General features: G+C 38.4%; 23 protein-coding genes and 2 tRNA genes. 16 read left to right on the top strand and 9 right to left on the bottom strand.

Annotated elements, in window-relative coordinates:
* Window positions 1-43: 43 nt before the first annotated feature.
* A complete protein-coding gene (locus AOLE_RS01390) occupies window positions 44-442 on the bottom strand; it encodes a cation efflux protein, CzcI-like (RefSeq protein ID WP_199945077.1) in 399 nt (132 codons plus the stop codon).
* 157 nt (window positions 443-599) lie between these two features.
* On the opposite strand from AOLE_RS01390, the gene AOLE_RS01385 reads away from it, so the two are divergent.
* Window positions 600-1,292 carry a YidX family protein gene (locus AOLE_RS01385; protein WP_023274366.1) on the top strand — a complete coding sequence of 231 codons (693 nt, stop codon included), beginning with the start codon at window positions 600-602 and terminating at the stop codon, window positions 1,290-1,292.
* Between the two features lie 360 nt (window positions 1,293-1,652).
* On the top strand, window positions 1,653-2,036 hold the full coding sequence (locus AOLE_RS01380) for a tetratricopeptide repeat protein (protein ID WP_013196678.1): 384 nt from the start codon (window positions 1,653-1,655) through the stop codon (window positions 2,034-2,036).
* Window positions 2,037-2,080: 44 nt separating this feature from the next.
* Here the strand turns inward: AOLE_RS01380 and ettA are convergent, their stop codons facing one another.
* On the bottom strand, window positions 2,081-3,742 hold the full coding sequence (ettA, locus tag AOLE_RS01375) for an energy-dependent translational throttle protein EttA (protein WP_005300902.1): 1,662 nt from the start codon (window positions 3,740-3,742) through the stop codon (window positions 2,081-2,083).
* A 295-nt stretch (window positions 3,743-4,037) separates the two neighbouring features.
* Between ettA and AOLE_RS01370 the strand changes: the two genes are divergently transcribed.
* Window positions 4,038-5,315 carry an O-acetylhomoserine aminocarboxypropyltransferase/cysteine synthase family protein gene (locus AOLE_RS01370; RefSeq protein ID WP_013196677.1) on the top strand — a complete coding sequence of 426 codons (1,278 nt, stop codon included), beginning with the start codon at window positions 4,038-4,040 and terminating at the stop codon, window positions 5,313-5,315.
* Window positions 5,316-5,437: 122 nt separating this feature from the next.
* Here AOLE_RS01370 and AOLE_RS01365 read toward each other — a convergent pair whose 3' ends face one another.
* A complete protein-coding gene (locus tag AOLE_RS01365; RefSeq protein WP_013196676.1) occupies window positions 5,438-6,385 on the bottom strand; it encodes a GlxA family transcriptional regulator in 948 nt (315 codons plus the stop codon).
* A gap of 270 nt (window positions 6,386-6,655) precedes the next feature.
* On the opposite strand from AOLE_RS01365, the gene AOLE_RS01360 reads away from it, so the two are divergent.
* The 3 genes from AOLE_RS01360 (at window position 6,656) to AOLE_RS01350 (ending at window position 8,579) form a co-directional block, all read left to right on the top strand.
* A complete protein-coding gene (locus AOLE_RS01360; protein WP_013196675.1) occupies window positions 6,656-6,991 on the top strand; it encodes a DUF3817 domain-containing protein in 336 nt (111 codons plus the stop codon).
* Entirely contained in the window at window positions 6,988-7,413 is a 426-nt protein-coding gene (locus AOLE_RS01355) for a CopD family protein (RefSeq protein WP_013196674.1), read from the top strand. The genes AOLE_RS01360 and AOLE_RS01355 overlap by 4 nt, the downstream gene beginning before the upstream one ends.
* 275 nt (window positions 7,414-7,688) lie before the next feature.
* Window positions 7,689-8,579: an SDR family NAD(P)-dependent oxidoreductase gene (locus tag AOLE_RS01350; RefSeq protein ID WP_013196673.1), complete on the top strand. Its 891-nt coding sequence runs from the start codon at window positions 7,689-7,691 to the stop codon at window positions 8,577-8,579.
* Between the two features lie 67 nt (window positions 8,580-8,646).
* Here the strand turns inward: AOLE_RS01350 and AOLE_RS01345 are convergent, their stop codons facing one another.
* Window positions 8,647-10,833: a solute carrier family 23 protein gene (locus tag AOLE_RS01345; protein WP_013196672.1), complete on the bottom strand. Its 2,187-nt coding sequence runs from the start codon at window positions 10,831-10,833 to the stop codon at window positions 8,647-8,649.
* Between the two features lie 297 nt (window positions 10,834-11,130).
* A complete protein-coding gene (locus tag AOLE_RS01340) occupies window positions 11,131-13,479 on the bottom strand; it encodes a Tex family protein (protein WP_013196671.1) in 2,349 nt (782 codons plus the stop codon).
* A gap of 666 nt (window positions 13,480-14,145) precedes the next feature.
* Between AOLE_RS01340 and ompR the strand changes: the two genes are divergently transcribed.
* The 5 genes from ompR to AOLE_RS01320 all read left to right on the top strand — a co-directional run bounded on the left by ompR (window position 14,146) and on the right by AOLE_RS01320 (window position 18,652).
* Entirely contained in the window at window positions 14,146-14,910 is a 765-nt protein-coding gene (gene ompR, locus AOLE_RS01335; protein WP_000060753.1) for an osmolarity response regulator transcription factor OmpR, read from the top strand.
* Window positions 14,911-14,927: 17 nt separating this feature from the next.
* Window positions 14,928-16,385, top strand: a complete 1,458-nt coding sequence (locus AOLE_RS01330; protein ID WP_005300883.1) for an ATP-binding protein — start codon at window positions 14,928-14,930, stop codon at window positions 16,383-16,385.
* A gap of 27 nt (window positions 16,386-16,412) precedes the next feature.
* Window positions 16,413-16,541 (top strand): hypothetical protein, encoded by a 129-nt coding sequence (locus AOLE_RS19635; RefSeq protein WP_081399242.1) that lies wholly within the window; start codon window positions 16,413-16,415, stop codon window positions 16,539-16,541.
* A 35-nt stretch (window positions 16,542-16,576) separates the two neighbouring features.
* Complete coding sequence (locus tag AOLE_RS01325; protein WP_005300881.1) at window positions 16,577-18,091, top strand: acetyl-CoA hydrolase/transferase family protein; 1,515 nt, start codon at window positions 16,577-16,579, stop codon at window positions 18,089-18,091.
* Window positions 18,092-18,220: 129 nt separating this feature from the next.
* Window positions 18,221-18,652, top strand: a complete 432-nt coding sequence (locus tag AOLE_RS01320) for a GNAT family acetyltransferase (protein ID WP_004789884.1) — start codon at window positions 18,221-18,223, stop codon at window positions 18,650-18,652.
* A 172-nt stretch (window positions 18,653-18,824) separates the two neighbouring features.
* On the opposite strand, the gene AOLE_RS01315 is transcribed toward AOLE_RS01320, so the two are convergent.
* The 3 genes from AOLE_RS01315 to AOLE_RS01305 form a co-directional block, all read right to left on the bottom strand.
* Window positions 18,825-18,900, bottom strand: a tRNA-Phe gene (locus AOLE_RS01315).
* A gap of 126 nt (window positions 18,901-19,026) precedes the next feature.
* Window positions 19,027-19,102: transfer RNA gene (locus AOLE_RS01310), tRNA-Phe, on the bottom strand.
* Window positions 19,103-19,207: 105 nt separating this feature from the next.
* Window positions 19,208-19,591: a GNAT family N-acetyltransferase gene (locus AOLE_RS01305; protein WP_004789887.1), complete on the bottom strand. Its 384-nt coding sequence runs from the start codon at window positions 19,589-19,591 to the stop codon at window positions 19,208-19,210.
* 102 nt (window positions 19,592-19,693) lie between these two features.
* Here AOLE_RS01305 and hisB point away from each other — a divergent pair, with 102 nt between their 5' ends.
* The 5 genes from hisB to hisA all read left to right on the top strand — a co-directional run bounded on the left by hisB (window position 19,694) and on the right by hisA (window position 23,156).
* Window positions 19,694-20,287 carry an imidazoleglycerol-phosphate dehydratase HisB gene (hisB, locus tag AOLE_RS01300; RefSeq protein WP_002116767.1) on the top strand — a complete coding sequence of 198 codons (594 nt, stop codon included), beginning with the start codon at window positions 19,694-19,696 and terminating at the stop codon, window positions 20,285-20,287.
* Window positions 20,287-20,904: an imidazole glycerol phosphate synthase subunit HisH gene (gene hisH / locus AOLE_RS01295; protein ID WP_013196670.1), complete on the top strand. Its 618-nt coding sequence runs from the start codon at window positions 20,287-20,289 to the stop codon at window positions 20,902-20,904. Before hisB ends, hisH begins: the two co-directional genes overlap by 1 nt.
* Window positions 20,905-21,053: 149 nt before the next feature.
* Window positions 21,054-21,602 (top strand): DUF805 domain-containing protein, encoded by a 549-nt coding sequence (locus tag AOLE_RS01290; RefSeq protein WP_013196669.1) that lies wholly within the window; start codon window positions 21,054-21,056, stop codon window positions 21,600-21,602.
* Window positions 21,603-21,688: 86 nt separating this feature from the next.
* On the top strand, window positions 21,689-22,330 hold the full coding sequence (locus AOLE_RS01285) for a 3'-5' exonuclease (protein ID WP_013196668.1): 642 nt from the start codon (window positions 21,689-21,691) through the stop codon (window positions 22,328-22,330).
* Window positions 22,331-22,424: 94 nt separating this feature from the next.
* Window positions 22,425-23,156 carry a 1-(5-phosphoribosyl)-5-[(5-phosphoribosylamino)methylideneamino]imidazole-4-carboxamide isomerase gene (gene hisA, locus AOLE_RS01280; protein WP_002052186.1) on the top strand — a complete coding sequence of 244 codons (732 nt, stop codon included), beginning with the start codon at window positions 22,425-22,427 and terminating at the stop codon, window positions 23,154-23,156.
* 56 nt (window positions 23,157-23,212) lie between these two features.
* Here the strand turns inward: hisA and AOLE_RS01275 are convergent, their stop codons facing one another.
* The gene (locus AOLE_RS01275) at window positions 23,213-24,904 is read right to left on the bottom strand and encodes an ATP-binding cassette domain-containing protein (protein ID WP_035332246.1); all 1,692 of its coding nucleotides are present in this window, start codon (window positions 24,902-24,904) and stop codon (window positions 23,213-23,215) included.
* Between the last annotated feature and the right edge of the window lie 67 nt (window positions 24,905-24,971).

The following is a 24,971-nucleotide window of genomic DNA, read 5'->3' as shown; positions in this document are numbered from 1 at the left end:
GCAATAAATAAGAGATGCGGTGGGCTTGTTTTGGCTACCCCACCTATAGCGGGGTTAAAACAGGAGGAGGTTTTAAAGCAGTAAGATGGGGCGACTGGTAAGAATTAGACCAGTGATAAATTTGCGAGAGTTCCTGCACATGCACAACAGGTGTTTCAGCTTGCTTTGCAACTTCAGTCATCACCACATGAAAACATGAAGGCAAATGATCATGATGATCTTGCAAACTTAAAGGCGCTTTATGAGGGGTGTTTCCGGCATCTTTCTGTTCAGTATGAGCTTGATGTGAAGCTTGATATACATCTAAAGCTGCATGATGCCCGAAATGATGCAATGCTTTTTCCTGATTTTCATGCGCGCAAAATGCAGCTGCCACATTCCATAAACTCTGGAATATGAGCAAACTAAACAAGACGGACATAAAAATTGCGGAACGTGGCAAAAGCGCACCATTGAACTAAAAAGTTGAACAAAGGCACTATAACAGGCTCTAGGCATGTAATAAAATTACAAAACCTCGATTCATAAATCTCCGTTTTTTAATTTAGAACTTATCTCACTCTATACGAGACAAAAATAATTTCTTTTGAGTAACCTTTATGTACAAGCTTTTTTCTGCATCTATATTAACAATTTGTCTGGGCTTAACAGGCTGCGCGACTAATATGTTGTCCACTGCTTTACCAAATGAAACAACTGAAATTAAAACAATCACTTTAAAAACCGATCAAATTATTGCATTAGGCCAAGCAGTTAAAAATGAGCAAGAACAAGGCCTTGTGTTTATTGGTCAAGATTATAATTATTTAATGAATGACGGTAGCTCAAACCTTTTAAATATTATCAAAAGCATTCCAGCAGAGCAGAGAACAATAAAGACTCCATCACCGCTTGTACTTGAGATGGATGATTCCACCCATTTCCATGGAGAAATAACGATTCGTTATAATATCCCTACCTCCCAAATGGATGAAAAGCAAAAGGAACTTTTAAAGACCTTAGGTTTTAAAAATCAATTCATGGCAATCGAAAATCAACAACAAGTTTTTTATCCTTTCACCATCATCCGCTTTAAAGGAAAGATTTATCAAAAAGCAGAGAATCAAAAAATTCAACAGCAACTCTCAGTTCCCTATCCAGTCGCTTTACAGCAAAAAGATGAAATAACCAAGAAACATCCGTTTAAACGTGTAACACGCATGGCGTTATATCCTTTAGCAATGACCTTTGACGTGATTACGGTAGCTCCATCATTAATATGGTCAGATTTACATGGTGACTTTAATAAATAAGATCTTTCAATCTTAAAATAAAAAACCAGCCCTTAGGCTGGTTTTGTTTAAAAAAATTTCTTTTGTTTGATATTTATAACTTTTAATTAAATGCTCTAGTCAAAATAAATTGGAGAAAAAATTAAAAAATATAGTTTTCTATTTTTGAAAACTCGGTCATACGCTAGGTATAAAGAGAAGCTCTAAACTAATCTTCTTAATATAAAAACACGTGTAACTTTTATGTAAGCCAAAACTTCATTATTTTTCATCCAAAGTCGCTATATCACATTTACAAAAAAAAACATAAGATTTCAATATAAGGGACTAGCTTAAAAGTGTGAGTCAATTCAATCAAATTGAGGAACAAGGGAGACTATCATGAATATGAAATCAATCAAGCATGGGCTTAATCACTTGTTTGCTTTTGAAAACTTGCCAACTGATATGCATTCGCAAGCTGTAGATGAAATTGAACAAGGCTTACGCTTTGAAGAGTTAGCCGTACAAGATCATGAACGTATGCAAAATTGGTTAGATATTACTCCAAACGACCGCAATGCAATGTGGTGCTATCTCCGTGCAGCTTTAAGAGGTAACGCCGATGCTTCATTTAAACTCGGTATTGGTTATCTTAATGGTCAATTTGGCCTAGATAAAAATTATAGTGAAGCTGAAAAATGGCTGAAAAAAGCAGCCAGTCAAGGTCACCCCGATGCGGAGCATCGCTTACAAGAAGCTTTTAGTAAACTAGCTTTCTCATAAAACAAAAAACCAGCCCTTAGGCTGGTTTTTTCAATTAGCAGAGATTAACCGCTAATTTTTTTGTATTTCGTACGTTTTTGAACAGCGTCATCACCTAAACGTGACTGACGATATGCTTCGTATTCTGCATAGTTACCCGCGTAGAATTCTGGCTGTTCATTTTCAAATGACAAGATATGTGTCGCAATACGGTCGAGGAACCAACGGTCATGCGATACCACCATTACCGTACCTGGGAATACAAGAATTGCATCCTCAAGCGCACGTAAAGTTTCAATATCCAAGTCGTTCGATGGCTCATCCAGTAAGATCACGTTTGCACCCATCTGTAAGATCTTCGCAAGTTGTAAACGGTTACGTTCACCACCAGACAATTCACCTACACGTTTTTGCTGATCTTGACCTTTAAAGTTAAAACGGCCAATGTAGGCACGTGACGCGATTTCGTAATCACCAATTTTTAAGATATCTAAACCGCCAGAAACTTCTTCCCAAACAGTTTTATTATTATCTAAAGTGTCACGAATCTGACCAACATAAGCCACTTTAACTGACTCACCTAAGGTCACAGTACCTGTATCAGGTTGCTGTTCACCAGTCATCATACGGAATAAAGTCGTTTTACCCGCACCGTTTGGACCAACGATACCAACAATCGCTGTTGGAGGTACGGTAAACGTTAAGTTTTCGTACAACAAGCGACCATCGAATGATTTACTGATACCTTCAACTTCCACCACTTTGTTACCCAAACGTGGGCCAGGTGGAATATAGATTTCAGACGTTTCATTACGTTGTTGGAATTCTTTAGAGTTAAGCTCTTCAAAACGTTCCATACGTGCTTTGTTTTTCTTTTGCTGACCTTTCGCATTTGAACGAACCCATTCAAGTTCTTTTTTCAATGCTTTAGCAAAAGATTCTTCTTGTTTCTGCTCTTGTTCTAAACGCGCATTCTTTTGTTCTAACCAAGAAGAATAGTTTCCTTGATAGGGAATACCCATACCACGGTCAAGTTCAAGAATCCACTCAGCCACGTTATCCAAGAAATAACGGTCATGCGTAATCGCAACGATAGTACCTGGGAAATCTTTCAAGAAACGTTCTAACCAAGTTACAGATTCTGCATCTAAATGGTTCGTCGGTTCGTCCAGAAGTAACATATCTGGTTTCGAAAGCAATAAACGGCACAGTGCAACACGACGACGCTCACCACCAGAAAGTAATGTTACGTCTGCATCCCAAGCTGGAAGATTCAAAGCATCCGCAGCAATTTCAAGCTGGTTATTTAGGTTGTGCGCATCCCAAGCATGGATAATTGATTCTAATTTTTCCTGCTCTTTTGCAAGTGCATCAAAATCTGCATCTGGGTCTGCATATTCTGCAAAAACCTGATCAAGACGCTCTAATGCATCTAAAGCTTCACGCACGCCATCTTCAACGTTACCACGAACGTCTTTAGTTGGATCAAGCGGTGGTTCTTGCTCTAAATAGCCGATTTTAATTCCAGGTTGTGCACGAGCTTCACCAGAGAAATCTTTATCTACGCCAGCCATAATACGAAGCAGGGTAGATTTACCTGCACCGTTCAAACCGAGTACACCAATTTTGGCACCCGGGAAAAATGATAAAGAGATGTCTTTTAAGATTTCGCGCTTTGGCGGAACCATTTTAGACACTCGGTTCATCGTATAAATATATTGGGCCACGCAGGACTCCTCAATTGAAAAACCAATACATCGCATAAGCGATAAATAATCGCGCGTATTATACGCTGAAAACCTCATTGACTTGAAGTTATGATTTCCATCGTACGGATTTATCAAACAATTTTCTTTTTCAATAAGTTGCAAAATGTTTATGTATAAGATTTATACAGCGTTTCAGCGTATATTTTTCTATCTTTATTCCTAAAATTAGAAAACAAACCAGAATTTCTGCAATTTTCAATATGAATTTTAGGCTAGACTCGCTCAATATTTAACTCACGAAGATGAAGTAATCATGACTTATAAAGATGAAACCTTAGCAATCCATGCCGGTTACTCACCAGAAGCAACCACAAAAGCTGTGGCGGTTCCTATTTATCAAACTACTTCTTATGCATTTGATAACACACAACACGGTGCCGATCTTTTTGATTTAAAAGTTCAGGGTAATATTTATACCCGTATTATGAACCCGACCACTGCTGTACTTGAGCAACGCCTTGCTGCAATCGAAGGTGGGATTGGTGCTTTAACTCTAGCTTCTGGAATGGCAGCAATTACTTACTCAATTCAGACGATTACCGAAGCTGGAGACAATATTGCTTCCGTCTCAACCTTGTATGGCGGAACGTATAATCTATTTGCCCATACCTTACCCAAACAAGGCATTGAAGTTCGCTTTTTTGATTATCAAAAACCTGAAAGCTTACGTAATTTAATTGATGATAAAACTAAACTTGTTTTTGTCGAGTCGATTGGTAACCCACTCGGAAATATCATCGATTTAGAAGAAATTTCAAAAATCGCACATGAATATGGTGTACCTGTCATTGTTGATAATACGGTTGCCACCCCTGCTTTATTAAAACCATTTGAATATGGTGCCGATATCGTCATTCATTCACTTACTAAATATATCGGTGGACACGGCAATAGCATTGGTGGAGCAATTGTAGATAGCGGTAAATTCCCTTGGGGTAAATATCCAGAACGTTTTAAAGTTTTGAATACACCAGACCCAAGCTATCACGGGGTTAATTATGTCGAAGCTTTAGGTGAGGCTGCTTATATAGCACGAGCTCGCGTTGTACCATTACGCAATACAGGCGCGGCAATTAGCCCACTGAGTGTTTTCTTGATTTTACAAGGTCTCGAAACTCTAAACCTCCGCATAGAGCGTCATACTGAAAATGCTCAAAAAATTGCGGAATATTTACAGACTCATCCAAAAGTAAAATGGGTCAACTACGCAGGATTAAAAGATCATCCACAGCATCAGCTTGCTCAAAAATATGTAAAAGGTAAACCTTCTGCAATTTTATCTTTCGGTGTGCAAGATGGTCTCGAAGGCGGTGCTCGCTTCATCGATGCACTTCAGCTATTTACTCGTCTTGTAAATATTGGCGATGCAAAAAGTTTGGCGTGTCATCCTGCAACGACGACTCATCGCCAGCTTAATGAACAAGAACTTAAATCTGCTGGTGTAAGCGAAGATATGGTACGTCTTTCAATTGGAATTGAGCATATTGATGACTTAATTGCCGATTTAGACCAAGCACTTTCAGCTGTATAACTTTTAAACTATTCAACAAGCCTCTGGAAATAGAGGCTTTTTTATTTGTCTTTATTCAAATTCAGATGAAGTCTGCACTCATCTACAATAATAATTTGATCTATTCGCACAAGATAGATAATTCAAAGCAAAGAATGAGAAATAAATCTAGCCCGATAGGTGCTAGGACTAAGCCCTACACAATTTCTAAACCGAGTCCGGAAAGTGACAGGAGAATTAAAACCACAGCTTAAAGAAATATCTTCAATGGATTGTGAGGATGTCTCCAGTAACTCTTGAGCCCGTTGTATACGCATGGTAAGCAGCCACTGTAATGGTGTAGTTCCAATCTGATCGCGGAAACGTCGTGCGAATGTTCTTGGGCTCATATTTGCTTTGTAAGCAAGTAATTTAATATCAATTTCCTCATTCAAATGTGCCCTCACCCATTCCAGTACTGGAGCCAAACTATCACGAGTCTCTGGTAATTCATGTTGAATAAACTGTGCTTGCCCTCCCTCACGATTTAAGGGAGCTACGGCAAGCTTTGCAGCATGAGCAGCCACTGTTTGACCATAATCCCGACGCACAAGATGTAAACACATATCCAGTCCAGATGAGGCTCCGGCTGAAGTTATAAGACGTCCTTCATCAATGAACAGTACATTTGGGTCGACCTTGATCTTGGGGTATCGAAGAGCCAACTCCTCTGCAAGAACCCAATGGGTTGTAGCTCGATATCCATCAAGAAGTCCCGTTTCTGCTAGAACAAATGCCCCGGAACAAATTGAAGCAATTCTTGCTCCTTTTTTCCACGCTTTGAGAATGGCTGTCAGTATCTTGGGATTAAGAGTCTTTTTAGGATCTTTAATACCGGGAATAATAATAGTGTCTGCATCAATAAGATGATCAAGCCCAAAATGGGCATGAAGTGTAAATGCCCCTGTATTTACATGCTCTGCTTCACCACAAACTTTTACACAGTACCCCGCCTCACCATTTAATAACCGTACGAAGCCAAAGGCCTCACATGGAATACCCAAGTCAAATGGGATGAAATCATGCAAAGCAAGAATAGCTATCGTATGCATGGATAAAGGCTCTATTAATAAACTTTTCTTATTTTGGCAGATATCAAATTGGCAGTAAATGAACGATTATTGTCATTCCTGCCACTCATAACAATAGGTTAATACTGACAGAATTACTCGTAGTAATTTTTATGTCAAAACTATGAATGGAAAAACTATTCCCTCAGCTCAGCTTGTCTATTTTCAAAATATAGAATGAATAGTTATCTTCCCCCATTCTTAGTATCGATAAATTAAATCTTCAAATGGGGTAAATACGGATCAATAAATATGGCTAATCCGAAAGCACACAATATTACTCAATTTCAAAAATTGAAATTTTTTTCATTATTAGAGACAGTTTCTCTACTGCTATTGGTTGCTATTGCAGTACCTTTAAAATATTTTAATGGATGGGATACAGGTGTTCATTTTATGGGGCCTATCCACGGGCTTACTTTTTTTACTTATATCTGGTTCGCAGTACAAACCATAGCTGATAGTAAATGGACACCATTAGAAATATTAAGATTAGTAGTGATTACGCTCATCCCGTTCGGTGTTTACTTCAATTTATCATTTATAAAAAATAAAATAGCTAAGTTAGATGAAACTCAATCATCATGATAGAGCTTTTTACAACCTTAAGCCCATGGCTAAAAGCTATACATATAGTCTCAATGACCATTTTCATAAGTGGCGTTCTTACTGCTTCGATGTCACTTAAAATAGAGTTTGATATTAACGAGAATATACGTATTCCTATCTGGGCTGACCGTGAGTACCGATGGGATCAAATTATGACGACCCCAGCTCTCTTCATTACTTTTGCGTCTGGTTTAATATTAGCAATTAACGGCCAATGGTTTAGCTCTAAATGGCTACCTGCAAAAATTGTATTTGTACTTATTTTGGCAGCTATCCATGGCTTTCAAGCTAAACTTTTACGACAAATCGCAAATGGTATAAATGTTAGAAAAAAACAGGCAACACTGATTATCTTTATCTGTACTATTTCAATTATCGTTCTTGCCATTATTAAGCCATAACCTTACTGTTTATTCTTTAGTCAATAAAAATGTATTAAACAATTATCATATTATTCAGAAGATTAGGATAAAGAAGGAAATATTCCAACCTTCACTTTAGAGTTTTTACTCTAAATAAATTGTTAAATTTCATATATTTACAGACTAGACAATTTTTAAACATCTATTAAGATAATAGCCATATTTATGAGTTCATTTGGATGAACCTACGGTTGTAAAAAATAAAAATTACATACCGGAATAAATAGTCCCTGCCCCTACTTAGGTAAAATGCTGTGAATAAAAAATTAGAAGCTCTGTTCCAGGAAAAGGTACAAGATAAAGTCATTTTAGTGACAGGCGCCTCGAGTGGAATCGGATTAACGATTTCAAATAAGCTTGCTGATGCTGGTGCCCATGTTTTACTGGTTGCCCGTACTAAAGAAACTTTGGAAGAAGTCAAAGCAGATATTGAAAGTCGTGGCGGTAAGGCATCAATTTTCCCGTGTGATCTCAACGATATGGACATGATTGATCAAGTGTCTAAAGAAATTCTAGCAACCGTTGATCACATTGATATTTTAATTAATAACGCAGGCCGCTCTATTCGCCGTGCCGTACATGAGTCTTATGATCGTTTTCATGACTTTGAACGCACGATGCAATTAAATTATTTTGGCGCAGTTCGTCTAGTTCTCAATATCTTGCCACATATGATTCAGCGTAAAGACGGGCAAATCATTAATATTAGCTCGATTGGTGTGTTAGCAAATGCGACTCGCTTTTCTGCTTATGTTGCATCTAAAGCAGCGCTTGATGCATTTAGCCGTTGTCTATCAGCCGAAGTTCATGCCCATAAAATCGCAATTACTTCAATTTATATGCCATTGGTTCGTACCCCAATGATTGCACCGACTAAAATTTATAAATATGTACCAACACTTTCACCTGAGCAGGCTGCAGACTTAATTGCTTATGCAATTGTGAAACGTCCAAAACGTATGGCAACTAACTTAGGCCGCTTAGCTTCAATGACATATTCGGTTGCACCGGGCATCAACAATATGTTTATGTCGATTGGTTTCCGTTTATTCCCAAGTTCAGATGCAGCAAAAGGTGAAAAAACCGAGAAATTAAACTGGGCACAAAAAGCATATGCACGAATATTCCCAGGCGAACACTGGTAATTTTGAGTTGATACCATAATTAAAAAAAGCGCCTTAAATAAGGCGCTTTTTTTAATTAAAGAACTGATCAATCAAGAAATTGAACATGCCCTGTTTTTACATCGTAAATTGCACCCACAACTACAATGTCACCTCGCTCAACCATATCTTTGAGCACACTGCTGTTATTAATAATGTACTGGATGTTGTAATGAACATTCATTGCAGTCACTTGACTAATAAAAGCATTACCTAATTCACGTGGCTGCATAATGTCATATACACTATCAACCGAATGCATTAATGGCCCAAGCACATATTGAATGTGTGGCATTTCCTTCACATCGGACACTTGCTTTTGTTCTAGACGTAATTGGCATGCACTCGTCACCGCACCACAATCGGTATGTCCTAAAACAACAATTACTTTAGAACCTTTAGCCTGACAAGCAAACTCAAGAGAACCCAGTACTTTTTGCCCAGCAATATTACCTGCAATTCGTAAGCTAAACAGATCACCAATACCAACATCAAAAATCATTTCGGTAGGTGCGCGTGAATCCATACAACCAAGGACTGCCGCAATCGGATGCTGCCCCTCATCTGCAGTAACACGAATTTGTCGATAAATATCTCGTTGTAGACGTTCATTTTTTACAAAACGTTCGTTCCCTTCTTTAAGTAAGTTGACGACCTGTTGAGGACTCAGCTTTTGTTGCAAGTCATGTGTACTAATATCAATATCAAGTACCGCATCATCAACGTCTTGATAGTGCTGTTTGAACCCGACCAGTTTAAGATTTACCTGACGTTTAATGGCCGTTTCACTTTGATAATCTTGAATAACTTGATAGATATCAGGATCAATCGAATCACATTGAGTCGCATCAATAATGAGTTGCTGATGTTTGTGCACATGTTCCAATGCTGAAATAAGCGCAGAACGATTAAGAAAGGTCACTTGTGATGGGAGTTCAATACGAGTCACTACGCCATGCAAGCGCTTCTCTCTATAAACACGAATACCTTTATTAAAGTTACCATAGAGAATAAAAGCACTACTGGTGAACAAACCAATTAAAATTCCCATTAAAAGATCGGTCAGTAAAATTGCAACCAAGGTAATAATAAAAGGTAAAAACTGTTTCCAACCTTTTTGATAAAGCTGTTTAAAGAGTTTTGGGTGGGTAAGCTTAAAGCCTGTCACGATTAAGATCGCAGCCAATGCCGACAGAGGAATCATGTTCATTAATGGCACGAAGAACAAAACCGCTAGCAGCAACAATACACCATGAATAATGGTAGAGCATTTACTACGTGCGCCTGTATTTGCATTCACCGAACTACGTACAATCACTGAAGTCACCGGCATTCCACCAATTAAGCCAGAAATGATGTTACCTGTACCTTGTGCCCAGAGTTCACGGTTAGGAGGAGAAGAGCGTTTTTGAGGATCAATTTTGTCTGCCGCTTCTAGATTCAATAATGTTTCTAAAGATGCCACGACAGCCAGAGTAATTGCCCCTGTGTAAATCATAGGCTCAGCTAAATAGCTAAAATCAGGAAAAATTAATACATCTTCAGGTGCTTGTAAGATATTCGGTAACTGAATGAGGTTATCAATTTGCACTGCCCATTGAGAGCCAATACTCACTAAAACAAAATTTAAAACTGCTGCAAGCACAACCGCAATCAATGCCGAAGGTAAAGCTAATTTTTTGAGTGGGCTACTATCCCACGCTAAAATTAAGAATAAACTGAGCAAACCAATAAGTGCAGCTCCGCCATCAAAACGCTGCAGAAATGCATCCGGAGTCGATGTCCAAACCTGTTTCAATGAAAAATCAGAAAGTCCAAACAGATAAGGCAATTGTGTCGCAATCAGTATGACACCAATAGCGGCTAGCAATCCTAAAATGACATTATTTGGAATAAAGTTGGCAAAAAAACCTAACTTGAATAATCCAAATAGAATTTGCAGGACACCAGCAAAAATAATACATAATAAAAAGGCGGCATAATTGCCGCCTAGTTGTTCTAACTGTACAAGAATGACGGCAGTCAGCCCTGCCGCTGGGCCTGCAACGCTAATGTGGGAACCACTTAGCAAACCTACGATAATGCCGCCTACAATACCTGCAATAATACCTGAGATGATGGGAGCACCTGAGGCTAAAGCGATACCCAAGCACAGCGGTAATGCCACAAGGAATACGACGACTCCAGATAAGAGGTCTTTTAAATGAAATCTATTTTTCAGGTTTAAAACCGACATAAAACAACCATTTATAATAAAAAGAAATAAGCAAAGTTGTACTATTACAGCCTGAAAGTGAGTAAATGCTTCAAGGCTCGGTTGATGATGTCGAACAACTGAATATCATTAAAGTTTAGTTATGCTATAACGTTGTATATTTAATTGTGTATTTAACAACGATTTGTTGATCTTAAGATTCACCTCATCTTTAGGACTGCGATTTTTTCCTGAATTGCTCTTTAACCCCTATTAAAAATAATGCTTCGCCAATAAAAAAAGCCCCCGATTGGAGGCCTTTTTATTAATTAAAGACGCTTATTTAGAGCCTTTAATCCCTGCTTGTAGCAACAATGCACCTAAACCACCAATTTTTTGTTCTTGAGGTTTCTCTTGCTTGGCGCGCTGAGGACGTTCAGCTTGATCTTTACGCGGTTGAGGACGTTTACCTTGAGGTTTACGCTCAAAACGTTGCTCTGTATTTTGTTCACGGCGTGGTGGACGCTGAGCTTTTACAGGTGCAGAACCTTCAGCACGCATACTTAAGTTCACGCGGTTACGTTCAACATCAACCTGCATAACACGTACTTGTACAATCTGACCCGGTTTTACAACTTTATGTGGATCAGATACAAACTCATTTGCAAGTTCAGAAATATGAACTAAACCATCCTGATGTACACCAATATCAACAAAGGCACCAAAGTTTGTGACATTAGTGATCACACCTTCAAGTTGCATACCTTCTGTCAATTGACCAACTTCAGTAATATCTTCACGGAATTTAGCAGTACGGAACTCTGGACGCGGGTCACGACCTGGTTTTTCGAGTTCAGCTAAAACGTCTTGAATTGTTGGTAAACCAAATTTGTCATCAACAAATTCATCAGCTTTTACTTGGCGAATGATTTCAGTATTACCGATGATGTCTTTAACAGTTGTTGCTTTTGCTGCAACAATTTTCTCAACAAGACCATAACTTTCAGGGTGAACTGAAGAAGCATCTAAAGGTTCAGAACCATTTTGAATACGTAAGAAACCAGCTGCCTGTTCAAAAGTACGTTCACCTAAACGCGGTACGCTTTTCAACGCTTGACGGTTGTCAAAACGGCCATGCTCTTTGCGATATTCAACAATCTGTTGAGCAATTGCTTTGTTTAAACCAGCAATATAAGCCAAGATTGCTGGTGAAGCGGTATTTACATCAACACCTACAGCATTCACACAGTCTTCTACCACTGCATCAAGGGTTTTTGCCAAGCCAGTCTGGTTCACATCGTGTTGATATTGACCTACACCAATTGACTTCGGATCAATCTTAACAAGTTCAGCAAGTGGATCTTGTAAACGGCGAGCAATAGAAACTGCACCACGAATTGAAACGTCAAGCTCTGGAAGTTCCGCCGACGCAAGTTCACTTGCAGAGTAAACAGATGCACCCGCTTCACTTACAGTGATTCGTGTTAAATTCAGATCAGTATTCGCAGCCATCATTTCAGCAACAACGGCTTCTGTTTCACGACTAGCTGTACCATTACCAATTGCAATGAGTTCTACATTATATTCACGGCATAGACGTGCAAGTTCAGCAATTGAGCCTTCTTTATCATCTTTTGGTGCAAATGGATAAATAGTGCTATGAGCAAGTACATCACCTGCATCGCTGATCACTGCTAGTTTCACACCTGTACGAATACCAGGGTCAACACCCAAGGTCGTACGGCTGCCTGCTGGCGCTGACAATAATAAATGACGAAGATTTTCAGCAAATACTTGCATTGCTTCTGCTTCAGCAGTAAGACGCTTTTCTGTTAACAATGAATGTTCGATTTGAGGACGAATCTTGCCTAACCAGAATAATTTTGCAGTTTGCTTTAAGAAATCCTGACGTGTTTGAGGTTGAATTTGCTCAAGGTTGTATTCAGTTTCAATACGTGCCAATGGCGCATCATCTTCACCATCTACTTTCAAACCCAATACATTTTCTTGACGACCACGTAACATCGCTAATAAACGATGTGAAGGTAATTTGTTTAGACCTTCAGAGAATTCAAAGTAATCACGGAATTTTTTACCAACTTCTTTCTTTTCTTCAGATGCAACCGCACTTTTTAAAACCGCAGTTTTTGCAAAAGTTGTTTTTAATTCTGTAGTAAGTGAAATATTTTGTGCCCAGTCATCAATCAGAATATGCTGAATCGCATCTAACTGACTCTCAACGTCTGGATAGTCTTCGTGACTAAAACCAGCCAATGCTTCTGTCGGGTCAACTTGTTCTGCAATAATTTTTTCAGCAATTGGTCCTAAACCTGCTTCTTTTGCTTTAAAAGATTTACTTGTACGCTTAGGGCGATACGGTGCATAAATTTCTTCTAAAGCATTTTTTGTTTCGGCTGCATTCACCCGCGCCAACAAGTCATCACTCAATTTATTCTGTTCTTGCAATGACTGAATAACCTTTTCACGGCGCTCATATAAATCACGTAAATACGCTAAACGAGTATCTAATTGGCGTAACTGCGTATCATCTAAACCTTGTGTTACTTCTTTACGGTAACGGGCAATAAATGGAACACTGGCACCTTCATCAATTAAGCGGATGGCAGCTTCTACTTGGTTTGGACGTACGGCAAGCTCACTTGCCAACTGCTGAACTAAGTCAGTCATCGTGTTTGATCCCACAAGGATAAAGTTTAAAAGCACTGATTATAAAGACCAAGCCCATAAAATCCACACTTGTTTGCGTATTCAAAACGTTTTTTTGTATTGACTCTGAATATTTATACTTTTTACGACTACTAGAGCACATAAAAACAGGAGTTCAACTATGAAAAAGTTGAGCCTGAGCTCTGTCTTTTAATCTTTATAAAATATAAACGTAGGACTTATGCCATGAATCTGACAAAATTTTATTATAATTTATGAGAAAATGAACATATTGGTACACTCTTTAAAAGATAAAAATATAGAGATTCAACAAGGTTTTATTCGTCTAACTTTTTATAGAACTCAACTATCTGCTTATTTCTACAATTAAAAAATCAAAAGAAACAAGTCAGCTCATCTAAAATAACTTATTTGAAACAATTAGTTATTAATATTTAATTATTAAAAAATTATCAAAGATTTAAGTATTTGTTTTTTTAGATCAGTCTTTGCTAAATTATGAGCTTAAGATGTTGTTTTTTGGTTTCAAACTACCTTGAAAATTGTAATTTTGAGCAAATTGATACATAGTCTTAACAAGAACATCAGCATTATACTGAGGGCTTGTTGGCAATAAGCCTCACCGACCCAATAATATATAAATTATGACTTTAAAGGGAGTACATCATGAGTTTAGTTGTACCTGCTGAACATCCTGAAACCGTACACAACGAAACGGATCGTGTCGAACGTATTTTAGTGGTCGATGACGATGTGCGTTTACGTACCCTCTTGCAACGTTTTTTGGAAGATAAAGGCTTTGTTGTAAAAACTGCCCACGATGCTTCGCAAATGGACCGTCTATTACAACGTGAGTTATTTTCACTTATCGTACTCGACTTTATGTTGCCAGTTGAAGATGGTTTGAGTATTTGCCGTCGTTTACGCCAATCAAATATTGATACACCAATCATCATGCTCACAGCGCGCGGTAGCGATTCAGACCGTATTGCAGGTCTTGAAGCTGGTGCAGACGATTACCTGCCAAAACCATTTAATCCAAATGAACTTTTAGCCCGTATCCGTGCTGTATTACGTCGCCAAGTTCGTGAAGTTCCTGGTGCTCCAAGCCAACAAGTTGAAGTTGTAAGCTTTGGTCCATGGTCTCTAGACTTGTCTACCCGCACACTAACACGCGAAGGACAAATCGTTACCTTAACGACTGGTGAATTTGCAGTATTAAAAGCATTGGTACAACACCCACGTGAACCATTAACGCGCGATAAACTCATGAATTTAGCTCGTGGCCGTGAATGGGGTGCAATGGAACGTTCAATTGACGTTCAAGTCTCTCGCCTACGTCGTTTAATTGAAGATAATCCTGCACGTGCACGTTATATCCAAACGGTATGGGGCGTGGGTTATGTATTTGTTCCAGATGGTGCGGAATAAGTTTGAGATAAAATAGAGTGAGTTTAGATCCAATCGCGCCACAAAACTTTACTGATTACGCTACCTACTCAGAACGGAAACGAACTCGGTGGGAACGTTTTCTCGACAAAATTAAGCCACGCTCTGCTGCCATGCGTACCACTATTCTGGTACTGCTGGTGGTGTTTTTTAGCTTATTTATGTCGTTATGGTTCTTTTGGCGCACTCTTTACTTACCTGAAATTCAACAACACGCGCGTTATCTTGCAGTTGAACTCGAGCTCGTCAACAATCCGGATATACGAATTTTTCATCGCGAAAATGAAGTCGATGTTGATGAGTGGTTACGTAATCGTGTTGGAATTGAATATATTACCAATCCCAAAGAATATCCAAGTGTCCGCGATAAAGTAATTGCTGAGTTTTTTACTAATCAAATCGAACAAAAACTGGCAAATGAGATTGGGGCTAAGGATGTTACGGTTTACTTCCAGTTTAAGCCTAGCCCACGTATTTGGATTCAAACACCTGAAATGCATGGGAACTGGGTTCGTGAACCTTTAAAGACCTATGCAAACTACAGTCCTGAGCTATTAATTGGTTGGGTTGTTGGTGTTCCTCTACTGTCAGCTATCATTATTTTGATTCTAGTCAGACAAATGAACCGCCCTTTGCGTCGTTTGCAAAATGCTGCCAATGAATATAGTAAGTCAGGAACTGCACCTTATTTAGATACCAATCATGGTCCATTAGAAATTCGACAGGTGAACCAAGCCTTTAACCGCATGGTCTATACGCTTGATCAAACCGAGCGTGAACGACGTATTATGTTAGCTGGTATCTCACATGATTTGCGAACTCCTTTAACGCGTATTCGCTTAACAGCAGAAATGCTACCTGACGAGTTTTTACGTGAAGGTCTGGTCTATGACGTAGATGATATGGATGCAATTCTTAATCAGTTCATTTCGTATATGCGTGATGGTTCCGATGAAGAGTTGAAAGACACCAATATCAATATGCTTTTGCAAGAACTTGTTGTGCAATTTAAGCCACTTGATATTCAATTCGAAATGCAGGATGTGCCTATTATTCCGGCACGTAGCCTTTCTTTAAAGCGACTTATTGCGAACCTGATTAATAATGCAAAACGCTACGGTGCTGAACCTATAGATCTCAGTGCAAAAGTTGAAAATGAAAATATTTTAATTACTGTTGCCGATCATGGTGAAGGTATTCCACCAGATCAAATTGAAGAATTAATGCAGCCCTTTGTCCGCGGAGACGCCGCAAGAACGATCCAAGGGAGTGGACTTGGATTGGCTATTGTCAAACGTATTGTCGATATTCATCATGGTGAAATTCAAATTCACAACCGTGAACAAGGCGGTTTAGAAGTTATTATTTCTTTACCGATCCCAAAATCAGTCCCTGAAGAAAATAGCTCGATCAATCCATTAGAAAAAATAAAACAAACTTTGAGTGAGCGCTTTTAATTTAACCAGTTGGTTATTAAAAGCCTCATTTTAAAGACAAATAAAAGCGATAAAAATCAATTAAATAAAAACCATAAATATAATTTATACCACCATTTATTTACAAAATTAGACCTTAGCCTAACACCTATGCACTTTTCAATTTTTCATAGCTAAAATCCCGTATGTTTTGACAATTCTGAGGATGTCCAATGTCTTTAAGTCGTATTCGCCTAGCTTCTCTTCATGACAAGGTCATCAGTGCTGAACAAGCTGCGCAATTCATCGAAGATGGAATGACTGTAGGTATGAGTGGTTTTACTCGTGCTGGTGAAGCTAAAGCTGTTCCACAAGCACTTGTAGAACTTGCAAAGAAAAATCCGTTAAAAATCACGTTAATTACGGGTGCCAGCTTAGGTAATGACTTAGACAAACAACTCACGGAAGCAGGTGTTTTATCTCGTCGTATGCCATTCCAAGTGGACAACACTTTACGTCGTGCCATTAACAATGGCGAAGTTATGTTTATTGATCAACATTTGTCTGAAACTGTTGAACAAATGCGTAACCAACAACTTAAACGCCCTGATGTTGCGGTAATTGAAGCAATTGCAATTACTGAAGATGGTGGCATTATCCCAACAACTTCTGTCGGTAACTCTGCAAGTTTTGCTATTTTTGCCGAGAAAGTTATTGTTGAAATCAACACATCTTTAAGCGAAAGCTTTGAAGGTTTGCACGACATCTATATTCCGACTTACCGTCCAACACGTACTCCAATTCCATTAACAAAAGTGGATGAGCGTATTGGTACAACAGCAATCCAAATCGATCCTGCAAAAATTGTCGGTATTGTATTTAACGATACTCACGATTCACCATCAACGGTAACTCCGCCAGATGATGAAACTCAAGGCATTGCAAACCACCTTATTGCTTTCTTTAATAAAGAAGTTGCTGCAGGTCGCTTACCAAAGAGCCTTGGTCCATTACAAGCAGGTATCGGTTCTATTGCCAATGCTGTATTAACAGGTTTAAAAGATTCTGACTTTGAAGACCTCATCATGTACTCAGAAGTATTACAAGACTGTACTTTTGAACTCATTGATGCAGGCAAAATGAAATTTGCTTCTGGTAGCTCAATTACGCTTTCTGCAAAATGTGGCGAGAAAGTTTTTGGCAATATCGAAGCTTACAAAGACAAATTAGTACTTCGTCCACAAGAAATTTCTAACCACCCTGAACTGGTTCGCCGTTTAGGCATTATCGGCATTAACACTGCGCTTGAGTTCGATATTTACGGCAACGTGAACTCGACTCACGTATGTGGTACTAAAATGATGAACGGTATTGGCGGTTCAGGTGACTTCGCTCGTAATGCTCACTTGGCAATCTTTGTGACCAAATCAATTGCTAAAGGCGGCGATATCTCATCTATCGTGCCAATGGTAAGCCATGTTGACCACAGTGAACATGATGTTGATATTTTAGTGACAGAACAAGGTTTAGCAGACTTACGCGGTTTAGCGCCTCGTGAACGCGCTCGCGCTGTTATCGATAATTGTGTACACCCACTTTATCGTGATGCATTAAATGATTACTTTGATCGTGCATGTGCTAAAGGTGGACACACTCCTCATTTACTTCGTGAGGCGTTGTCTTGGCATGCAAACTTCGAAGAAACAGGTCAAATGCTTCAAGCAGCACCAGTTGCAAAATCAGCTTAAAAGACTAATTGAATTAAAGCACTCCTAAGGGGGTGCTTTTTTATTTGTGTAAATTATTAATAAACACTGCTCAAGTCCGAATTTTTATTTTATCTTTTGAGCACATCAAAACAAAAAGTAGAAATCCATATGTTTATCATTCGTCAATTTACAAATGCGGATCTGGAAGATGTCGTCATTTTATGGGAAAGCTGCGGCCTGACTCGACCTTGGAATAATCCTGAAACCGATATTTTTAGAAAAGTCTCACAACAAGATGATTTGTTTCTAGTTGCGATTAAAGATGAGCAACTGATTGGCACGCTTATGGGTGGCTATGACGGCCATAGAGGCTGGATTAACTATTTGGCTGTTCACCCCCACCAACAACGCTTAGGAATAGCCACAGCCCTTGTTCAGCAGCTTGAAAAGCGACTGATTGCTCGAGGTTGCCCAAAACTTCAATTATTGGTGCGTAAAGATAATTTGAATGTACTGAATTTTTATGAACAACTCGGCTATGACGAAGTAGAAGCGGTATGTTTAGGAAAACGTCTAATTAATGATAGTTCACATGATTAGAGCCTTATTTATTATCATTTTGGCATAACACAGAAAGTAAACTGAGTTTGGGGATAAGTAAGTGTGCTTGTGGATAAATCTCATTTTACCCACAAGTAAGAAAATGGTTTGTTCAGATAAACAATAGGCATGAAAAAAGCCTCATACGTTATGTATGAGGCTTTTCCGAATATGGTGGCGAGACCCAGGATCGAACTGGGGACACACGGATTTTCAATCCGTTGCTCTACCTACTGAGCTATCACGCCGTTGGCCTGTATTAAGCCGTATCTCAGAACAATAGTCAACAATTATCCTGAGTTTTTGATTTAACTGAGTATTTTTTATACTTAAAAAAAATCCCTGATGGGATCAGGGATTGAAAACACAAATAATGGTGGCGAGACCCAGGATCGAACTGGGGACACACGGATTTTCAATCCGTTGCTCTACCTACTGAGCTATCACGCCGAAGTGGGCGTATTAAACAATGTTTATATGATCACGTCAAGCAACTTCCGTATTTTTTGTAACAAGTGATTATTTTTAAATCACCATCACATACGGACTAGGCTGTTAATGATGTAATTTACCAATATGAGCCAAACAACGATGAATTGCGCCGCAGCCCGGCTCAAAAATTTTAACGCCTTTTGACTCTTCTATACGACAAGCTTCTTCAACCAAGCGCTCAGCTACCCCACGACCACGGTTAGCAGGGTGAACAACAATATATTCAAGGACCTTGCTTTCGCCTTGTCCTGAAGACCAGATTGCACCTATAATTTTGGTGTTAAATTCAGCAGTGTATAGCGTGGTATACTGTTGTAAATCTTGTTCAAGTTGTTCAATCGCATCGTGCCCGTCACCAAACTCCGGACTTGTATCATACAAACGCTCAAGCTGATCGCGGATCTCTGAATTATCTAGAGAACTATAAGCATGTACGGTAATAGGCATTGATTAACCCTCCTGAGCAAACTATGATGCTGTCACGAATTCGTCACAGCGAAATTGTCGTTAACATCCAATCATTTTTGACGTTTTTTGAGGAACGTGTCCATGACGCAACGTATCAGTGAAGTGGTTAGAAATACCAATGAAACCAAAATTCGAGTTCGATTAAATCTCGACGGTACTGGTCAAGGCACACTAAACACTGGAGTTCCATTTTTAGACCATATGATTGATCAAATCAAGCGACATGGCTTATTTGATATCGATATTCATTGTGACGGAGACCTCGAGATTGATGATCACCACACCGTAGAAGACTGTGGAATCACGCTTGGACAAGCTTTTGCACAAGCTTTAGGCGATAAAAAAGGTTTAAAACGCTATGGTCATTTTTATGCACCATTAGACGAAGCTTTATCTCGCGTTGTTGTAGATTTATCTGGTCGCCCGGGTTTATTCATGGATATTCCATTTACCCGTGCACGCATCGGTACCTTTGATGTCGATTTATTCTCTGAGTTTTTCCAAGGTTTCGTAAACCATGCGCTTATGACCTTACACATCGATAATTTGAAAGGTAAAAATAGCCACCATCAAATTGAAAGTGTGTTCAAAGCGCTAGCTCGTGCTTTACGTATGGCATGTGAAGTTGATCCACGTGCAGAAAACACGATTGCATCGACAAAAGGTAGCCTCTAATGACACGTATCGCGTTACTTGATTATGGCATGGGCAATCTACACTCAGCAGCTAAAGCACTTGAGCATGTGGGCGCTACAGTCGATGTGACCAATGATCCAAAATTAATTGCACAAGCCGATAAAATTGTTTTTCCGGGCGTTGGTGCAATGCGTGACTGTATGCAAGGCATGCGTGAAGCAGGTATTGATGAAGTCGTACGTAAAGCTGCTTTTAATAAGCCAGTTCTTGCGATTTGTGTAGGCATGCAAGCATTACTACAAAGTTCTGAAGAAAATGGCGGTGTAGACGCACTCGGTATTTTTGACGGCGTAGTAAAGCACTTCCCTCAAATGGAAGGTTTAAAAGTACCACACATGGGCTGGAACCAAGTTCACCAAATGGACCCAAGCCATCCAATGTGGAATAACATCGAACAAGATGCTCGCTTCTACTTTGTACATAGTTACTATGTCGAACCAAAAGATGAAAGAGTTGTGGCTGCGACTTGTGAGTATGGTGTGAACTTCTGCACAGCAATTCACAAAGATAATTTATTCGCGACCCAATTCCACCCAGAGAAAAGTCATACTGCTGGTTTGCAGTTACTTAAAAACTTTGTGGAATGGAATATCTAATCTGATTTAAAACTGAAAAAGATCAGGTCTAGATGGCCTGATCTTTTTTTATTTACAATAATAACTAATCATTTATAGAATGATGTTTTATTCAACAAAATATTGAATATTTATACTTTTAAATAAAACCAAATGATCAGGAAAACAAAATGAATTCACCTTTCGAAAATCAGCCACTTCAACAAGATTCCCCCTTTAAAGCTAATGGTCGTTTTGGACGACTCTCTTATGCTGCTTGGACATTCTTATTTTCACTCGTCATCGGCATCATTGTTGTTGCCATCGCATTCACTTTTGGATTTACATCTAGTCAGGAACTAACAGGCCTTTCTACAGCAGGCATGATTGTTATCGCCATTCTTTATATTGTCTGTCTCTATGTAAGCTTTGTATTTACAATTCGTCGCTTACATGACCGCAATAATACAGGATGGCTATCATTGCTAATGCTTATCCCTGTCGTAAACCTCATTTTCATGGTTTATCTCTTTGCGGCAAAAGGTACAGAAGGCAATAATGATTACGGTCCACAACGCCCTACCGCTGGTTGGGAACGCGTTTTAGGCTGGATTTATATTATTCTGATTCCGCTTGCTTTTGTTTTTGCTATTGTTGCCACAATCATGGCTCCGACCTATGAAGGTTATGTTGAAAAAAGCGAAAGTGTGGTCATTGGTACCCCTTCTCAATCTCAATAATTTTTAAAGACTGTCATAAAGCCTAGTTCTCTAGGCTTTATTCATATATAAAGCTAATAGCTCAATTCTTTTGTACGCTGTTAAATATGTCCGAAGCCTCTCCCCTCCTTGATAAAGCCTCTATTCAGCAGCTTCCTCCTTTTGAAAATCTCAACTATCAAAATATTGTCGTGATTGAAAATATTGATCAATGCAAAACTATTGAAGAAGAATTAAAAAACGCTGTAGTTTTGGGATTTGATTCTGAATCTAAACCGACTTTTCGAGTGGGTGAGGTGTCAACAGGTCCACATTTGATTCAGCTTGCCACAGCAAAAAAAGCCTATCTATTTCATGTCAATTCATCGACTTTAAAATTTTTACAGCCCATTTTGTCTAACCAAAAGCAAATTAAAGTTGGCTTTGGCCTTAAAAATGACAAACACATTTTTCATAAAAAAGGCATTGAGCTGGAAAGTTGTGTCGATCTAGCTAAAAGCTTTAGTCACTTTGGTTTTACCCAGCAAATGGGGGTTCAAAAAGCGATTGCACTACTATTTGGGCAGTATCTTGCAAAGTCGAAAAAAGTTGGAACTTCAAATTGGGCACGAAAGCCACTTACATCACAACAAATAAGCTACGCTGCCGCCGATGCATATGCTGCATTATTGGTATTTGAAGAGCTCAGAAAGCAAGAACTATTACCGGCTCACATTGCACAAACGATTCAAACCGCACTTCAAACGTAAAGTTATAAAAGTCTTTTCTAAGGCTTAGCGATTGATCAATACTTTGCTAAGATGTGCACAATTTCATAATCATGATGAAGCAAGGAGCGGAAGCATGCTAATCATTCCAGCAATTGACCTGAAAGATGGTAAATGTGTGCGTTTAAAACAAGGGCGTATGGAAGACGATACCGTTTTCTCTGACGATCCAGTTGCAACTGCCCAGCATTGGGTAAATGAAGGCGCACGTCGTTTGCATTTGGTTGATTTGAATGGCGCTTTCGCAGGTACCCCAATTCATAAACCTGTTGTTGAAGCAATTGCTAAAGCTCAGCCAGAATTACCAATTCAAATTGGTGGTGGTATTCGCTCACTAGAGACTATCGAACACTACTTAGAAGCTGGCGTGACTTTTGTCATTATTGGTACTAAAGCAGTTCAAGAGCCTGAATTTGTAGAAGAAGCTTGTAAGCGCTTTGCTGGCCACATCATTGTTGGTATTGATGCCATGAATGGTATGGTTGCAACTGACGGCTGGGCAAACGTTACTGACGTTAAAGCAACTGATTTAGCAAAACGTTTTGCAGATGCAGGCGTGTCTAGCATTGTTTATACAGACATTGCGCGTGACGGTATGATGCAAGGGGTAAACGTTGAGCAGACTGTAAACTTGGCTCAATACTCAGGTTTACCAGTGATTGCTTCAGGTGGCGTAACTAACCTTGATGACGTTCGTAACTTAAAAGGCAAACCGGGCATTTTAGGTGCAATCACAGGTCGTGCAATTTATGAAGGTACTTTAAACCTTCGTGAAGCTCAGCTTTTGTTAGATGAAAACCGTCTTTAATTTTTAAGATGTAAAAAAAGAGCCTGTTTAGGCTCTTTTTTATTTCTTAATAATCTTTAATTTAATAACTTTTCTAAATCAATCACCTCATCTGCAAGCTCCATTGCATAAGGTGAATGCGTAATCATAATCACTGATGGAACGACCTGCTGAATATATTTAAGTATATTTTTTGCAGTACCTACATCTAAAGCTGCAGTCGGTTCATCTAAGATTATGAGTTGAGGACGAGCCAAAAGACCTCGAAGAATACAAATTCTTTGCTTTTCTCCTCCTGAAAAATTCTTATAAATTTCAGTTAGATCATCATCGAGCGTTAATTGATGTTTTTTCAAAATATGCAATAAACTAAACTGCTCAAGCATCTGAAGTAAGTAAGAATCTTCATATATATGCTGAGAGTTATAGACCAAATTCTCTCTTAAAGAATAAGGAAAAATAACTGGCTGCTGTGCAACATAAATGACCTCATCAAAAATAGGCTTGGAAAAATTATGGCTAATATCGATATTTTTATACAAAAGCTGTCCTGATTGAATCTGATATACCCCCATTAAATAATTCATCAGAGAGGTCTTACCTAGACCTGTTGGGCCAATCACGATATATGTTTTATTGGCTAAGATTGTTAAATCAAAATGATTTACTGCTCTTTTTCCTAATAAAAATTGAGCATTTATAAATTGGAAGAGGACTTCAGAATATTGAATAGCAGAAGACGTATATTGTTCTTTCTTGAGATTAAAATACTGTCGATATTTTGCTAAAGCCACAAAGTTGCCATTTAACCGCATCAAGCTTTGGGAAACAGCCAAAAATGGATTGGTGAGTTGAATAATATAAGTACTTATCAATACGAAAGCACCTGGAGTTAATTGCTTTTCAGTTGAAAGAAATACGGTAAATAACATAAAAATAAGTAAGAATAAAAAAATCATGAATAATTGAGAAATCATCAATAGTCCTATTTTCTTATTCCTATCTTTAGCTGTTGTAATGGATAAATTGAGCGTTTCATTAAATTTTGATAATTGAAACGGTACTGCATTTTTCACTTTAATCTCATAGGAGTTGGATATCTGATGTATCAAATGACTATTCACCTGATTATCTTTTTGGTACATCGCATCGAATAGTGAACTACTTGTTTTATTTATATGAAAGGAAACTAGGAAAATAATGATAGCTATTAATAAAAAGCTAATACTAAAGACTAGGCTAATGGTCGTAAATAGAACTGCAAAAATCATCGCCAATTGAAAAATAATTGGCCCCAAATGAAGAAGTAACGTTAAATTAATCTCACCAAAAGCAGAACTTCCTCTTGCGAGATCACTGATTACTGTTCCAGCTTCAATTTGATCTTGTTCATCTTTTTTAAGATTTAAATAATTTTTTAAACCTGCAAAAATTAATGCTCCTTTGAAATCAACCATCAAATAAGCACTAAAAATATTTTGCGTCCAATGGCATAACTCATTCACCAACCATGCGGTCGCGTAGGCAAGTACAAGTAGATATAGAAAATTAAATGGGAGTTTAATATTGAGGAAAAAGTTATATTCGTGTGCAGAATAGTCGATAATAATTTTCAGCAGGTATGGCAACAATGTTGTAAAGAATGCTGAAAACATCACCAATAAAAACATGAGAAACATACTACTCTTCTGTTTCTTATAATTTTCTTTAGAAACCTGCCATATAAATTTATAGTTCTGAATATCTTGCGAACTTAATAAAAATTTCATTTCTGTATCTTTTTTTCTATTAAAACGAGTTAAAAATAATTTCATTACACAATAAATATTATAACTT

The organism is Acinetobacter oleivorans DR1, assembly GCF_000196795.1.
Taxonomy (GTDB): domain Bacteria; phylum Pseudomonadota; class Gammaproteobacteria; order Pseudomonadales; family Moraxellaceae; genus Acinetobacter; species Acinetobacter oleivorans.
The sequence above is the reverse complement of the archived record's forward strand: the minus strand, read 5'-3'. Positions and strand labels throughout refer to the sequence as shown.

What these genes read in the sequence shown, in the direction of transcription:
- AOLE_RS01385 (WP_023274366.1), top strand. Translation starts at nt 600, where the DNA reads ATGTACAAGCTTTTTTCTGCATCTATATTAACAATTTGTCTGGGCTTA.
- AOLE_RS01380 (WP_013196678.1), top strand. Translation starts at nt 1,653, where the DNA reads ATGAATATGAAATCAATCAAGCATGGGCTTAATCACTTGTTTGCTTTT.
- AOLE_RS01370 (WP_013196677.1), top strand. Translation starts at nt 4,038, where the DNA reads ATGACTTATAAAGATGAAACCTTAGCAATCCATGCCGGTTACTCACCA.
- AOLE_RS01365 (WP_013196676.1), bottom strand. Translation starts at nt 6,385, where the DNA reads ATGCATACGATAGCTATTCTTGCTTTGCATGATTTCATCCCATTTGAC.
- AOLE_RS01360 (WP_013196675.1), top strand. Translation starts at nt 6,656, where the DNA reads ATGGCTAATCCGAAAGCACACAATATTACTCAATTTCAAAAATTGAAA.
- AOLE_RS01355 (WP_013196674.1), top strand. Translation starts at nt 6,988, where the DNA reads ATGATAGAGCTTTTTACAACCTTAAGCCCATGGCTAAAAGCTATACAT.
- AOLE_RS01345 (WP_013196672.1), bottom strand. Translation starts at nt 10,833, where the DNA reads ATGTCGGTTTTAAACCTGAAAAATAGATTTCATTTAAAAGACCTCTTA.
- AOLE_RS01340 (WP_013196671.1), bottom strand. Translation starts at nt 13,479, where the DNA reads ATGACTGACTTAGTTCAGCAGTTGGCAAGTGAGCTTGCCGTACGTCCA.
- ompR (WP_000060753.1), top strand. Translation starts at nt 14,146, where the DNA reads ATGAGTTTAGTTGTACCTGCTGAACATCCTGAAACCGTACACAACGAA.
- AOLE_RS01325 (WP_005300881.1), top strand. Translation starts at nt 16,577, where the DNA reads ATGTCTTTAAGTCGTATTCGCCTAGCTTCTCTTCATGACAAGGTCATC.
- AOLE_RS01320 (WP_004789884.1), top strand. Translation starts at nt 18,221, where the DNA reads ATGTTTATCATTCGTCAATTTACAAATGCGGATCTGGAAGATGTCGTC.
- AOLE_RS01305 (WP_004789887.1), bottom strand. Translation starts at nt 19,591, where the DNA reads ATGCCTATTACCGTACATGCTTATAGTTCTCTAGATAATTCAGAGATC.
- hisB (WP_002116767.1), top strand. Translation starts at nt 19,694, where the DNA reads ATGACGCAACGTATCAGTGAAGTGGTTAGAAATACCAATGAAACCAAA.
- hisH (WP_013196670.1), top strand. Translation starts at nt 20,287, where the DNA reads ATGACACGTATCGCGTTACTTGATTATGGCATGGGCAATCTACACTCA.
- AOLE_RS01290 (WP_013196669.1), top strand. Translation starts at nt 21,054, where the DNA reads ATGAATTCACCTTTCGAAAATCAGCCACTTCAACAAGATTCCCCCTTT.
- AOLE_RS01285 (WP_013196668.1), top strand. Translation starts at nt 21,689, where the DNA reads ATGTCCGAAGCCTCTCCCCTCCTTGATAAAGCCTCTATTCAGCAGCTT.
- hisA (WP_002052186.1), top strand. Translation starts at nt 22,425, where the DNA reads ATGCTAATCATTCCAGCAATTGACCTGAAAGATGGTAAATGTGTGCGT.
- AOLE_RS01275 (WP_035332246.1), bottom strand. Translation starts at nt 24,904, where the DNA reads ATGAAATTTTTATTAAGTTCGCAAGATATTCAGAACTATAAATTTATA.